Annotated in this window: 14 protein-coding genes; 6 read left to right on the top strand and 8 right to left on the bottom strand. The window is 60.2% G+C overall.

The genetic code is table 11. From position 1 onward, the window contains the following. The first annotated feature begins 315 nt into the window (after positions 1-315). From QP968_RS07295 to QP968_RS07285, 3 genes are all read left to right on the top strand, one after another. Positions 316-1110 (top strand): HAD family hydrolase, encoded by a 795-nt coding sequence (locus tag QP968_RS07295; protein ID WP_284855753.1) that lies wholly within the window; start codon positions 316-318, stop codon positions 1108-1110. A gap of 181 nt (positions 1111-1291) precedes the next feature. Then, positions 1292-1831 (top strand): phage holin family protein, encoded by a 540-nt coding sequence (locus QP968_RS07290; RefSeq protein WP_284855752.1) that lies wholly within the window; start codon positions 1292-1294, stop codon positions 1829-1831. A gap of 87 nt (positions 1832-1918) precedes the next feature. Next, positions 1919-2890 carry an alpha/beta fold hydrolase gene (locus tag QP968_RS07285; RefSeq protein ID WP_284855751.1) on the top strand — a complete coding sequence of 324 codons (972 nt, stop codon included), beginning with the start codon at positions 1919-1921 and terminating at the stop codon, positions 2888-2890. Here the strand turns inward: QP968_RS07285 and QP968_RS07280 are convergent. The 4 genes from QP968_RS07280 to nth all read right to left on the bottom strand — a co-directional run bounded on the left by QP968_RS07280 (position 2887) and on the right by nth (position 6205). Next, positions 2887-4077, bottom strand: coding sequence for a MarP family serine protease (locus QP968_RS07280; RefSeq protein WP_284855750.1), 1191 nt, complete (start codon positions 4075-4077; stop codon positions 2887-2889). The two genes, QP968_RS07285 and QP968_RS07280, sit on opposite strands and share 4 nt — an antisense overlap. After that, positions 4078-4683, bottom strand: coding sequence for an NUDIX hydrolase (locus QP968_RS07275; protein WP_284855749.1), 606 nt, complete (start codon positions 4681-4683; stop codon positions 4078-4080). A 107-nt stretch (positions 4684-4790) separates the two neighbouring features. Further along, the gene (locus QP968_RS07270; RefSeq protein ID WP_284855748.1) at positions 4791-5396 is read right to left on the bottom strand and encodes a TlpA family protein disulfide reductase; all 606 of its coding nucleotides are present in this window, start codon (positions 5394-5396) and stop codon (positions 4791-4793) included. Beyond that, complete coding sequence (gene nth, locus QP968_RS07265; protein WP_284855747.1) at positions 5393-6205, bottom strand: endonuclease III; 813 nt, start codon at positions 6203-6205, stop codon at positions 5393-5395. The genes QP968_RS07270 and nth overlap by 4 nt, the downstream gene beginning before the upstream one ends. 396 nt (positions 6206-6601) lie before the next feature. On the opposite strand from nth, the gene glxR reads away from it, so the two are divergent. Then, the gene (gene glxR / locus QP968_RS07260; protein WP_284855746.1) at positions 6602-7285 is read left to right on the top strand and encodes a CRP-like cAMP-activated global transcriptional regulator GlxR; all 684 of its coding nucleotides are present in this window, start codon (positions 6602-6604) and stop codon (positions 7283-7285) included. Positions 7286-7386: 101 nt separating this feature from the next. Here the strand turns inward: glxR and QP968_RS07255 are convergent, their stop codons facing one another. The 3 genes from QP968_RS07255 to sp36 are packed head-to-tail and all read right to left on the bottom strand — an operon-like array spanning position 7387 to position 8867. Beyond that, positions 7387-8208 (bottom strand): MBL fold metallo-hydrolase, encoded by an 822-nt coding sequence (locus tag QP968_RS07255; RefSeq protein WP_284855745.1) that lies wholly within the window; start codon positions 8206-8208, stop codon positions 7387-7389. A gap of 47 nt (positions 8209-8255) precedes the next feature. After that, complete coding sequence (locus QP968_RS07250; RefSeq protein ID WP_284855744.1) at positions 8256-8711, bottom strand: RidA family protein; 456 nt, start codon at positions 8709-8711, stop codon at positions 8256-8258. Between the two features lie 3 nt (positions 8712-8714). Continuing rightward, entirely contained in the window at positions 8715-8867 is a 153-nt protein-coding gene (sp36, locus tag QP968_RS07245) for a Sp36 family protein (protein WP_170253116.1), read from the bottom strand. Between the two features lie 133 nt (positions 8868-9000). Between sp36 and QP968_RS07240 the strand changes: the two genes are divergently transcribed. Then, the gene (locus QP968_RS07240; protein ID WP_284855743.1) at positions 9001-10953 is read left to right on the top strand and encodes an exonuclease domain-containing protein; all 1953 of its coding nucleotides are present in this window, start codon (positions 9001-9003) and stop codon (positions 10951-10953) included. Between the two features lie 10 nt (positions 10954-10963). Here QP968_RS07240 and QP968_RS07235 read toward each other — a convergent pair whose 3' ends face one another. Continuing rightward, the gene (locus tag QP968_RS07235; protein ID WP_284855772.1) at positions 10964-11248 is read right to left on the bottom strand and encodes a WhiB family transcriptional regulator; all 285 of its coding nucleotides are present in this window, start codon (positions 11246-11248) and stop codon (positions 10964-10966) included. Between the two features lie 307 nt (positions 11249-11555). Here QP968_RS07235 and QP968_RS07230 point away from each other — a divergent pair, with 307 nt between their 5' ends. Then, positions 11556-13934, top strand: a complete 2379-nt coding sequence (locus QP968_RS07230) for a transglycosylase domain-containing protein (protein ID WP_284855742.1) — start codon at positions 11556-11558, stop codon at positions 13932-13934. Positions 13935-13942 lie beyond the last annotated feature (8 nt).

Raw genomic sequence — 13942 nt, 5'->3', positions numbered from 1 at the left:
ACGCCAGGCAGCAAGCCGAACACACTGCACAGTGCCCCACCGCACAAGCAGCTATCCAGAAAATAGGGGACGGCCCGCGCTATCGGGGGGGGTGCGCGGGCCGTCGGGTAACCCGGTCACGGGGGGGTTGGACCGGGGCCGGCCACACAGTATATCGGGGCCGTGCGAGCACCATTGTGGCACATAGGCATAAAGAAATTCAAGACTTTGCAATACAATCTTCGAAATTTTTTTCGAAGACCAGCTAAATCCCCACGTAAACCCGCTATGAGCACGAAAAATGTTGCCCGTGCCAGAGCGCGCTAAACTATCAACATGTCGCCCACGACCACGGCTGCGTTCTTCGATTTGGACAAGACCATCATCGCCACGTCTTCTGCCTTCGCGTTCGGCCGTGGCTTCCTCGAGAACGGTTTGATCACCCGGCAAGAAGCGCTGGAGTTATACCTCAGCAAAGCTTCGTACATGTTTGTGGGCCAGTCCAGCAACAAGATGGATGCCACACGAGACCGCCTCGCGGAGATGGTGTCAGGCTGGGACATTGAGGAAATTTCCCAGATTGTCACGGACACGATGGGCTCCGTGGTCACCCCCGCCATTTATTCGGAGGCACGAGAACTCATTGAATACCACCGCGAAAAGGGGCATGACTTAGTCATCGTTTCAGCTTCAGCCCGCATCCTGGTGGAGCCCATTGCGAAAGAACTGGGCATTGACACCATCGTTGCCACCGAGGCTGAGGTAGTGGATGGCAAGCTCACTGGCACCATCACGCGCTACCTCAAAGGCGCAGCGAAGGCCGAGGCGATGCGTGAGCTAGCCGAGGAGCGCGGTTACAACTTGCCGGAGTGTTACGCCTACTCGGATTCAACAACGGACATCCCGATGTTGGACGTTGTTGGTCACCCTGTTGCCGTGAACCCGGAGCGTGGTCTGCGCAAGCATGCCGCGGAACACGGCTGGGAGATCCTCACGTTCAAGCACCCAGAACCGCTCATCCCCTCCCCTGGCGCCCGTGAGATCGGCATCGGTGCGAGCATTGCCGCCGGTGTCACCGCGCTCGCCGCGGTGGGCGTATGGCTGGCCCAACGCGGACGTGACGCTTCCTAGCCCACCTGCCTCCACCTGCACCTACCTGCTTCGTGGCTGCTAGGATGAGGGATCTGTGCTTATTTCAAGCATCTTTCAGGCAATGTCACGGTACTTTCGGTACTTTGAAAGGTGCGTTCAACGCGAATTCGTATGAGTTCGTGCCACCGCCGCGGCCCACCGAAGGAAGGTTTTTTACAACGTGAGCAACAAAGGCATGTACACCAGTGGCTCGACCAGCTTTAACGCAAAGGTCGACTCGATTCCCCTGCGCGATACAGACGTGACCCAGCCGGGCGCGGACTCGCTGGGCACGTTGGTGTCCAACGCCACTGAGCAGGTGTCCAGCCTGGTGCGCAGCGAGATTGAGCTGGCTAAGACTGAGGTTGTGGGTGAGGCTAAGAAGGCTGCTATTGGCAGTGGCCTGCTCATCGCAGCCGGTGTGATCGCACTGTTTTCTTCCTTCTTCTTTTTCTTCTTCCTGGCCAAGTTGATTGCTATTTGGACCAATGAGGCATGGGGCTTCGGTCTGGTCTTCTTGCTCATGCTCATTACCGCTGGCCTGTTGGCGCTGGTGGGTGTGAAGCGTTTCAAGGGCATGAAGAAGCCGGAGAAAACCATTGAGTCTGTTGGGGAGCTGAAGAATTTGGTTCCGGGTAAGGCTCAGAAGAACCTGTCCAAGGACACCTCGGAGCTTTTCACCTCCCGCAACACGGGTGAGTTTGCTTCCGGTTCTAAGTAGTCCTCGGTGAACTAGACGCATTCACCGCACGCGCTCGTGAGATAATCACGGGCGCGTTTGTGTTAGGTAAAGGGGGTGCACTGCCGTATGAAGGTCAGCCGTTTGCTGCCTCGGCTGAGGTCGCGTGTGCCGCGGCAGCCGATATCGCCGAACACGATTGCCGTGGATGGCCCTTTTGGGCATACGATGCTGCATACCCGCGGGATTCGCCTGCATGCTGCTGTGGCGGGTAACCCCCAGGACCCGCTGGTGTTGCTCATTCATGGCACCTTCGGCGCGTGGATTGATTTCCAGCATGTCATTGCACCGTTGGCCGAGGCCGGATTCCATGTTGCAGCGGTGGATATGCGTGGTTATGGCATGTCGGATAAGCCACCGAGGCAAGCGGGCAGCGATGTGCTGTTGGCTGTGGGTGATATTGATGGGATGATCACGGCGCTTGGCCATGACACGGCTCATCTCGTTGGCCATGACACGGGTGGGGCGATGGCGTGGGTCTATGCGGCCGCCTATCCACAGCGTGTGGCCTCGTTGACCTCGGTGTCCGCCGCACATCCGCATGATCTGCGTGCACACATGGTCCGTCGGCCGTGGGAGCTCGCATACATGATGGTGCGCGTGCTCGTCGGGTTGTTGCCACGCGGTGTCATTCGCGCTTGCCAGCGTTTTACGCCCACCATCTGGCGCCACGAACTCACTATTAACACCGCACCATCCTTCACTGGTACGCCTGAATTTGAGGAGGCCTTGGCGCTACGTATCCGTGCCGCCACCATTGGGAATGCGCTGCGCGGGATCGTGCGTAATTCACGTCTGCTCACCCCGAAGCTCATCGAGTTGCCGTCCCCGCACCCGAAGTACACGTTGGACGGCCCGGTGCAGGCTCCTGTGTTGTTGCTTCACCCGCGCCAAAAAGTGTGGGACCGGATCATCGCCTACTCACTCCGCCGCGCGCCACAGGCACAGCAGTACAGCATTGAGGGGGCGAAGAATGTGCCCCACATTGAAAAGCCCGGCGCGTTCGTGGCAGCGCTCAATTCATTCCTCGCGCGCCTTTAGCCCATGCAGTTTTGCGTATCGACGCTCTCCGTCAGCCTTCCAATCTCCCCCACCACCGCATTGACCTGCTCAAGCGTGAGCGCATAGCCGGTGTTGCTGCCATCCACAGCGGTACCAAAAATCACGCCAACAACGTTGCCGTCTGGCGTGACCATCGGCCCACCGGAATTGCCCTGACGCACCTGTCCGCGCAACGTGTAGGCCTCCCTTTCGGCGCGGCCGTTGGCGTAGATATTTGGCCCAGAGATGGTCACCCTGTCGCGCACCCGCGCCGGTGTGGCCGTAAACGGCCCCGAGGCTGGGAAACCCAACACAACAGCACCATCACCGCTGCGTGCTGGGTGCTTCGCTGGAGTCAAAGGTTCGATACCGAGTGAAGGAACATGCAACACTGCGAGGTCCACCTCGGGGTTATACAGAACAACGTCTGCATCCTTCACTCCGAGCACGGTATCCACCTCAACGGCGTTGGTGCCGGCCACCACGTGCGCGTTCGTAATCACATAATCCTGGGCCGCAACATAACCAGAGCCAGACAAGCGACGGCGACAGGTCTCTGCATCCCCTAGTACGTGCACCACGCTGGGGCGCAGAGCCTCAATCACAGCCGGATCAACATCCGCGGGATCAGGGTCCGCGACTTCTACCCCCTTGGTTTCGAAGGGGGAGACCATGGGTGGGAGCCCGGTGACGTCGATAAGCGCTGCAATCTGCTCTGGCACCTGCTTGCCCCACGTAGGCGCGGTGCTGTCCATCGCGCCGAGGATGCGCGATTCGCGCACTGCGGCGCCCACGGGTCCTCCAACATTTGCGGCGACAGGCAGCGACACGAGCCAAATCACCATCGCGGCAACGATGGTTTGGAAGGCCGCGCCGAACCCTGAATCCCACCGCTGGGACGACTTGGTGCGCATGCGATCACGCAAGGTGGCACCCACTGTGGCGCCCACGATGTTGCCCACACCGACGAACAGCACGACCGTAGCCAGCACAAGCAAAACGCGCATACCAGGCACTTCTGACAATCCAACCAGAGCCGATGCGACACCAAGTCCCACAACAAGCCCCGCAACGATACCGAGCGCACCCAACCCGGCTGATAGCGCGCCACTGCGCCAACCGCTGATCAGCGCGGCAAGCAATAGGACCACAACAAAGATGTCCACGATGAGAAACCCAGAAACCATCTAGAAGCCGTACCCCTCCCCGTTACGGGATCCGCCGAGCGCTTGACGCAGGTCCACCGCATCCTTGTGTTCCCACGGCTCCTCCCATCCAGCTTCACGGATCATCACTGAAATCAATGAGGCTGTAAACCCCCACACCACATAACCATCCAACTCAAAAGCGGGCCCTGACCACCCCAAACGTGACACACGAAAGCGGTTGTCCGGGTTGATGAAGTGGGACAGGGGTGCAAAGAAAACATCATCGTTTTCTGCCGGGCTCGCCGCCCACACCGGGCCAGGCTCCTGCGCATACGCCAACACTGGGTTCACCGGGTTACCGGAGGGCCCCACCGCGATGGACTCCAACACAGCCAGGGGCGTGACCCTCGCTGGATCCAGCCCAGTTTCCTCTCTGGCCTCCCGCAACGCTGCACCAACGGGGCCGGTGTCTCCCGGATCAACCCGTCCACCAGGAAACGCCATCTGGCCGGAGTGGTTCCGCAACGTCGGGGTGCGGTGCGTGATGAGAATCTCGGCGTCCTCAGGCAAGGTGAGGGCATCCGCGCTACCGGTGAAACACATGAGCACCGCCGCATGTTTAGGTTTGCGGGATGCAAAGCGCATGTGGCCTTGCATTTTGTGCACCAACCTCGCGCTTCCTGGTTGACCCAGCACGTCCGTGAGACCGCGCAACCACTGTGGCGAATGGTCAGGGTTCAACTGAACTCCCATCACAACACCTCCTCAACAGCAGCCGCGATTTCCTCAACACTGGTGAAAGGTTTAGAAAACATGCCAATGCGCTGCTCACCGCGGAACACCATGAGAATTGGTACAACCTGTGGCAGGTTCTGCGCCGCTGCAAACGCGCCAGTACTGTCCTGGTAGGACGGCAGATCCACACCGAGCTCATCCAGCAGCGCCACACCAGCTGCAGCCTTCTGGTCCGCATGCACACCCACGACGGATAACTCCGGGTGCGCCGCCGCGTACTCCTCCAACAACGGCAACTCCTCCCGGCACGGCGCACACCACCACGCCCACAGGGACACCACCGTCACATCATTCGAGCCCGGTGCAGATTCCTGCGCCTCATTGCCGCCGAGACACGGCAGTTCCACCCCGCCAATCGCGCGCACCGGGCAATCCGGGCGGGAGCCGGGGGCAACGTTGTCCGCTTGCTCCGGCGTCGCTTCCTGCGACGCTGCCGTGGACACCGTGGGTTCGGGGGTGGCGTCTGGCCCCGGGGCGACGTCGAAAAGCTTCATCGTCCCAATGATCACAAGCACTGTGGTGAGCACGATGGCGCCCACGCCGAGCAGGAAGTTACGGTTCATCGCTCTTCCCCTTCGCCGGATGCCAAGTCAAGAATGTGCTCTCGCTCAGGGCCCGTGACCAATGCTGCGGCCTCATCCCACTCGATCGGGCCGGCGCCGAAACTCGGGCACTCATACGCGATCGGGCACGCCCCGCACGCTGGTTTGCGCGCATGGCACACGCGACGACCATGAAAAATGATGCGGTGCGAGAACATCGTCCACTCACTTTTCTCAATGATCGCGCCGATCGCATGCTCAATCGCCACCGGGTCTTTTTCCTCCGTCAACGCCAGACGGTGCACGAGCCGCTGAAAGTGCGTATCCACGGTCAACCCAGGGTGATCAAAAGCATTACCGCGCACGACATGCGCAGTTTTTCGCCCAACCCCAGGAAGTTTCACAAGGTCATCGAGGGATTCGGGGACCTCGCCGCCATGCTTATCGACGAGCATTTCACCCAACCCCTTCAAATGCCCCGCCTTTGCCCGGTAGAAACCCACGGGGCGGATAATCTCTCCGATCTCATCCACATTCGCAGCGGCATAGGCCTCCGCTGTGGGATAACGCCGGAAGAGTTCAGGGGTGACTTGGTTGACGCGCACGTCCGTCGTTTGGGCACTCAACACCGTGGCTACGAGCAGTTCGAGGAGGTTAGTGAAATCCAACTCAGCATGCGCATCGGGGTAGACCTGCGCCAACATCCGGTTGATGCGCCGGCCACGGCGGGTACGCCCCAATTCCGTTTCTTTCCCCTTCGCTGCTGGATGCGTGCCCGGGCGGCGGGTCCGGCGCGCAAAGTGCGGGGATGGCGAAACGGCGTCAGACATGCCGTTAACTATAGCTGTGAGGACGTCACGGTGGCCCGGAGTCACCGAAGTAGGACAGCGCCTTATGATGGTCAACATGGTTACTTTTCTTGCGGCCCTCTTCGCGCCGCTGTTCCTCGCACTTTTCATCGTGGCGATGGAACGGCTGGAATCCGCAGTGGTGAACCCCCACGACTAAAGGCCGAGCTACCTCAATCTGTAGCTACTTTTCGCATGAAAACTTTTTTGGGAAAGCCCTAGGAACTCTCGCAAAAGCACGTATCAAAAGATCCAGACGTGCTAATCTAGGGACCATTGTGACTTAGGGCGCGAACTAGGTCATGGGTGACCAACTCCACAGCGCTCTGGAGTCGCTCATTTATCCCCCAGTGCCAACGCGACCAAGAAGGAGAAGCGATGGAAAGCGTACAGGACACACTGGCACGCGCCGGAATTTTCCAGGGCGTCGACCCTGATGCGGTAGTCAACCTCATCAGCGACATGCAAACGGAAACATTCCCCCGCGGTACCACCATCTTCGATGAAGGTGAACCCGGAAACACCCTGTACATCATCGTTGACGGCAAAGTGAAGCTTGCCCGTCACGCACCTGATGGTCGCGAAAACCTCCTGTCCGTCATGGGCCCTTCCGACATGTTCGGCGAGCTGTCCATCTTCGACCCAGGCCCACGCACCTCCTCCGCCGTGTGCGTGACCGAGGTAACCACCGCCACCATGGACTCGGAGATGCTCAAGCAGTGGATCGCCGACCACCCGGAGATCTCCCAGCAGCTCCTCCGCGTACTTGCCCGTCGTCTGCGCCGCACCAATGCATCGCTGGCAGACCTCATCTTCACGGACGTTCCTGGCCGCGTGGCCAAGACCCTGCTTCAGCTGGCCAACCGATTCGGCGTCCAAGAAGGTGGCGCGCTGCGCGTCAACCACGACCTGACACAGGAAGAGATCGCACAGCTCGTTGGCGCCTCCCGCGAAACCGTGAACAAGGCCCTAGCCACTTTCGCCCAGCGCGCCTGGATCCGCCTCGAGGGCAAGTCCGTGGTCATCGTGGACACGGAGCACCTCGCGCGTCGCGCACGCTAACACAACCAACTCCGGAAAACACTACAGCCGCCCAACAAACCCCAAGGTCAGGGGCAGCGGGCGACTGTAGTTTCGTATTCAGACGGAGGGAGGGGTGAGGCTTACTTCTTACCGTCGAGGTAACGCAGAGCCACGCGGGTGGACTGCTCAGCAGCACCGCGGAGAACCGGATCCACGTCGTCGTACATCTCATCTACCAATTCGGTGATGGACAGGTCATTGCCCTTCTCTTCGCGGACCTTGCGGATCTGATCGAGGCGGTACTCGCGACGGTCAATGTACTTGCGGGCAAACTCGGCCAGGTTTTCCCCATCCGGACCATGGCCCGGCAGCAGTGGGATACCCGCACCATCTTCCTCAAGCCGGGACAGGGACTCGAGGTAATCACCCAGGTCACCGTCCGTCTCCGAGATCATGGTGGTGTGACGGCCAGCGATCGTGTCACCGGTGACAATGCCTTCGAGCACTGAATCTGGGCTGTTCGGATCACCGGAGTAGATGTAGAAACACACGCAGTCGGCCGTGTGACCTGGGGTGTGCACCACCTTGATCTGCGGGGTGACGCCGTCAACCTTGATGATCTCGCCGTCTTCCAAAGGCTCTTCACCGTCGGAGCAGTACTGCTCATCAAAAGCACGCACTGGTGCACCGGTGAGCTGACGGAAGCGAGAAGCACCGTCCGCATGGTCATGGTGGCGGTGAGTCAGAAGGATGAGCGCAACCTTGTCGGCCTTCGCCTGCACGACATTGAGGTGTCCTTCATCTTCCGGGCCTGGATCGATCACGATGGAGAATTCATCCTCCGGGTCGCGGATCACCCATGTATTAGTACCCTCCAACGCGGCATAGCTGGGGTTCGGTGCCAAGACCACACCAGCGGAGGGAGTCACTGGGCGCAGCTGGCTATAAGCAGGATGCTTCATGCAGTCCACCCTACCGCTTCACTAGCAGAATCGGCGAAGAGCTGCGCCTAGCGCACCTCAACAACCAGCTCAACCTCAACCGGAGCGTTCAAAGGAAGCACTGCAACACCCACGGCGGAACGGACATGCGCGCCGCTTTCACCGAAGATTTCCCCAATCAACTCGGAAGCACCGTTGACCACGGCTGGCTGCCCATAGAAGTCAGGGGCGGATGCCACGTAGCCCACAACCTTGAGCACGCGCACGACTTGATCCAGGCCAACCTCAGCATGAACAGCTGCCAGCGCGTTCAACACTGCGGTGCGTGCAAAGCCATAAGCCTCTTCCTCGGATACCTCCGCACCAACCTTGCCGGTGGCTGGCAAAGCGCCGTCTACGAAAGGCAGCTGGCCGGATGTCCACACCTGGTTGCCTACTTTTGCGGCGGGCACATAGGCCGCAACTGGTGCGGCAACAGCGGGAAGGCTCAGACCCAATTCCTCAATACGCTCAAGCGCTCCCATGGTCTAGAGCTCCCGCTTCATGTAAGCAACCATGTTTTCCGGGTTCGGGCCAGGAGTCACGGTGACAAGCTCCCAACCTTCTTCACCCCACGTATCCAAGATCTGCTTGGTGGCGTGAGACAACAGTGGCACGGTGACGTATTCCCATTTCTTCATGGCCACCACACTACCGGGGTCTTCCACACCGCATCCCAATCGAACGACTGATCCCATTGCTCGCATGAAGTGTCGCTCCCCTCGGATACCTTGAAACTTGTAAGAACAAGGATCGGCCTGAGGATGGGCTCATATGAATTATCAGTCGGGATACGCCGTAGTGGATTTGGAGACCACGGGGTTTTCCAACCATGACCGGATCATTGAAATTGGAGTGGTGCTGCTGGACTCCCATCTTGGGGTTCAAGGCACGTGGGAAACACTCATCCAACCGCTCCGGGATATTTCGAATTCGGAGATTCATAAGATCACGGCAACGGACGTCGTTAATGCTCCTACCTTTGATGATGTGGCGTCGCACCTTGGCGGCGTGCTGAATGGGCGCGTGCTTGTTGCGCACAATGCGCCTTTTGAGCGGCGCTTCCTGGAGCATTCTTTTGAGCGTGCAGGAGTGTATGTCCATCTGCCGGCTCGGTGGATTGACACGATGGATTTGGCCTCCCACTACTTGGGGGTGAAAAAGCTGGCTGAGGCGCTGGCCCTCACCGGGATCCACAATGATTTCCCTCACTCTGCTTTGGGCGATGCCCAGGCAACAGCCGAGCTCTTCGCCCATTTCGTCACACACAATGCGGCACCAATCGGTGGCTTTTCTAGGGCTATGTGCACCACACCACCCACCTCCCCACTGAACCTGCTACCCCGTGGCGGCACCTCTCACGCAGGCGCGTGGGTGCAGAAACTGTCGCAGGCACTTCCAGCGAGCGGGCATAAGAACGAGGCTGCGTACCGTGAGGAACTGACTCGCGTGCTCATTGATCATGAGGTTTCCCGCAGTGAAATCCTGAAGCTAGAGCAGGTGGCAGTCCAGTCGGGTCTGGGACCAGACGATGTGGAGGCGATCAATGAGGAATTCATTCGCCAGCTTGTCGTTGAGGCCTGGGCCGACGGGGTGATCACGGATAGTGAGCGCGCAACATTGCTGGCCATCACTGGTGCGTTAGGGGTGGACCCCGCAATCACAGCGTCCCTGATGGAACACCCACTCACGGGTAACGTGCAGGCCAGCTTCACTCTTTGCCCCGGCGACCGTGTGGCCTTCACCGGCACCCTTGATCTCCCCCGCGAAGTCTGGACCCAGCGCGCGACGGCTGCCGGCCTCGATGTTGGGGGCGTGAAGCGCACCTGCGCAGTCCTTGTTGCCGCGAACCCGGACACCATGAGCGGCAAAGCGCAGTTGGCGCGCGAGAAGGGCGTGCCCATCATCGGGGAGACGGCATTCGCCCAGCTGCTCAGTGCGCTGGAAGCCTCCAACCCTCAGGCGCCTGAGCTTATCGACGTAGGCCGGGCCGAAGACATTGACCACGCAGTCCTGGCGCTCTTCCCCTGGCTGACCGCGGAACAACTACGTGGTGGTTCTGACAGCGCGGCGGTGGCTGCCGCATGGGTCTCCTCCTACCCGGAGCGGCCGCTGCATGAACTCTCCGAAGACTTGCGCCCCCACCACGCCCCTGAGGCTACTGGCGCTGGCATTGACCGGTACTTGGCCGTGTGGAGTTTGCACCACGACGAGATGCTCAGCGCCAGTGCGGACGATTTGCTCGACCTTCCCGGTGTGGGTGAGAAGCGCCGACTCAAGCTGGTGGAACTGGCGGTGGGCCTAGCCATCGATGGTGTGCCAGAAACACCCGTCGCAGCTCCCATTGCGGCGCCCCTTGTAGAAGAACCCGCGCCACAAGTGGTTGAGCCGGAGCCAGCGACGCCTGATCCAACACCCGAAGAATTGCTACAAGAGGCATGGAGTTCGCCCTATGACCCGTTTGCAGCGGGGGTGTATGGCGGGGACATGGTGAAGCACACGGCTGCCCCTGCGCCTCAGCCAAAGAAGCGCGCACCCACGGTGTTCAAGTGGTCGGCGATCGTCTTCGTGGCGTCCTTCGTGTTGGCCATTCTCCTGATTGCAACGGTTGACACCGATGCCACGTCCTTCGCCACAGACCTATTAGTCTGGGCCTTCCTCCTCAGCGGCATTACCGCTTGCATCGCGGGCGTGATCGCGTTGGTGCAGAAACTCCTGGGTAAGTAACCGGAGGCGCCTACAGGCCGATGATCTCGCGGCCGGCCTTGAGGTGCTCAGCCCAGTTGGTCACCTCAGGGTTCTTGCGCAGAACAGCACGGCGCTGACGTTCGGTGAGGCCGCCCCACACGCCGAATTCAACCTTGTTGTCCAGCGCGTCGGCGCGGCATTCCATCAGAACAGGGCAACGGCGGCAGATAACGGCTGCCTTGCGCTGTTCCGCACCACGGACGAACAGCGCGTCCGGGTCACCCTGACGGCAGACTGCCTGGGTGACCCATTCGCCACGCTCGAAGGTGTCCACCGAATCATTCGACTGTGGCTGCTGCTTAGGAAGACCAGTGAAAGAAGACGGCTTGACCGGACGCACTAGGTTGGTCCGCTCCTTGAGAGGCGCGGTGGCAACTCCAAGAGTGCGGTTACTGATCGTCGTGGTCACAGCTGTCTCCTTCCAAAACGTCTTAAAGACTTCAATAGTTTTCAGTACGTCGAAATTTATGTGACGTTGTTTTGTAAGTCTAATCACGCGGTCTTAAAACTGTCGACTAGATCACACACACGGGGGTAGGTGATGATTCCGCTTCGCAAACTCAAGCCGTAGTGTATGAGGGGTGTCATCACTAGGTTCGCTAGGAAAAGTTCTTGTCGGCGTCGTTGCCGCGGGTCTCGCCACTGTGCTCACCCTTGCCCCCATTGCGGGGATCAGCGGCGCCGCCGTCAACCGTGTGAATTCGACGATGCAATCCAACCTCGCGGAGCTCACCGATGGGTCCGCCCCCGGGGTCACCACCATCACCGATAAGAACGGTGACCCAATGGCGTGGATGTTCACCCAGCGCCGCTACGAGGTCGCGCCAGATGAGATCAGCCAGGCCGCTAAGGACGCCCTCGTTGCCATTGAGGACAGACGCTTTTACGAACACGAGGGCGTAGACATGCAGGGCTTTGCCCGCGCAATTGTGACCAACATCCTCGCAGGTGGGGTAGCTGAGGGCGCCTCTACAATCAATCAGCAGTATGTGAAGAACTATCTTCTGCTTGTCGACGCCGAGAATCCCGAAGAACAAAGCGCCGCCGTCGAGCAATCCCTCCCCCGCAAACTGCGCGAGATGCGCATGGCGTCTGATCTGGACAAGAAGCTATCCAAAGAGGACATCCTGGCGCGCTACCTAAACCTGGTTTCTTTTGGCAATCATGCATTTGGCATTGAGGCTGCTGCACGCACCTACTTTGATACCTCGGCGGCTGAATTGACGGTTCCGCAGGCAGCGATGCTCGTGGGCATGCTGCAATCCTCCGAGCTGCTCAACCCGTACACCAACCCAGAGGGTGCAACGAATCGCCGCAACACGGTGCTGCAGGCCATGGTGAGCTCGGGTTACCTTGCCCAGGCGGAGGCTAACCGTTTTGCAGAGGAACCCCTAGGGATCTTGGAGGAACCCGCTCTCCTCCCCCGTGGCTGCATCGCCGCTGGCGATGCAGGCTTCCTGTGCGATTACGCGTTGCGCTATCTGGAGAGCAAAGGCTTGTCCATGGAAGAACTCGAGGGTGGTGGCTACACCATCACCACCACCCTCGACCCAGAGGTCCAAACCATCGCCCACGAGGCTGCGGCCGGAGCGGTCAATCCCACCCAGCAGGGTGTGGCCGAGGTGATCAACGTGGTTGAACCCGGCGAGGATTCCCGCCGCATCCTGGCCATGACCTCCTCCCGTGGCTACGGCCTCAACCAAGAAGCAGGCGAGACAGTGCTGCCCCAAACCTCCACTCTGGTGGGCAATGGTGCTGGGTCCGTGTTCAAGATCTTCACTGCAGCCGCCGCATTGGAGAAGGGCTACAACCTTGAGTCTGAGCTCGATGTTCCTAACCGTGCTGTGGTGTACGGCATGGGTGAAGGTGGCGCCCGCAACTGTCCGGCGGGTGCCTACTGTGTGGAAAACGCCGGTTCCTACGCCCCCAAGATGACGCTGCGGGATGCGTTGGCGCAGTCGCCGAACACATCTTTTGTGGAGCTCATTGAGGACGTGGGCGTGGAAGAAACCGTGGACATGGCCGTCCGCCTTGGTCTTCGCTCCTACGAGGATGCTGGCACCTTTGACGGTGAGAGCTCCATCGCGGACTACTTCCGCCAGAACAACCTGGGCTCCTTCACCTTGGGCCCCACCCCGGTGAATCCGCTGGAGTTGTCCAATGTGGGGGCAACGCTGGCATCCAAGGGCATGTGGTGTGAGCCGAACCCAGTGGAAAAGGTCGTGGACCGCCACGGGGAAGAAGTATTCATCGAGCGCCCTCAGTGCCAGCAGGCAGTATCCGAAGACCTCGCCGCCGGTCTTGCCGGTGGCATGGCCGAGGACGCCGTCTCCGGCACAGCCAAGGACGCTGCTGGTGCAAACGGCTGGCGCGGGCCGGTGGCCGCCAAGACGGGTACGACGGAATCACACCAGTCCTCCGCCTTCCTCGGTTTCAACAACGGTTTCGCTGCCGCCACCTACATCTATAACGACGGCACACAAACCACCCCGCTGTGCACCGGCCCGGTGCGCCAGTGCTCCAGCGGCAGCCTGTTCGGTGGCCACGAAGCGGCTCGATCCTGGTTCGCCATGGCCACCCGCGTCGGCGCACAAGATGCTGGACTACCTGCACCGAGTGCGCTGTTTGACCCGTCGGCACGCAAGGAATTGCTCAAGCGCGCGGTGGGCATGCACAAGGATGAAGCCCGCACCATGTTGGAGGACGCTGGCTTCCGGGTGCGTGAGACCACCACGTCAGGCACGGGTAAACCCCGCGACGAGGTGGTGAACACCCGCTCCGCCTCGGACGCTGGACCGAACTCAACGATCACGCTGGTCCTGTCCGATGGCTCCCCCGCCCGCGAGGACTCCCGCGACCGCAACAGGCAGGACGACGGGGATTCCCCCACCTACAGCCGCGAGGACTTTGAGCGGGAGCTAGACCGCTTCGCCGATAGCCTCACGGACCTCTTCGGTTAAGCCCCCGC

The organism is Corynebacterium sp. MSK041, assembly GCF_030232265.1.
Lineage (GTDB): Bacteria > Actinomycetota > Actinomycetes > Mycobacteriales > Mycobacteriaceae > Corynebacterium.
The sequence above is the reverse complement of the archived record's forward strand: the minus strand, read 5'-3'. Positions and strand labels throughout refer to the sequence as shown.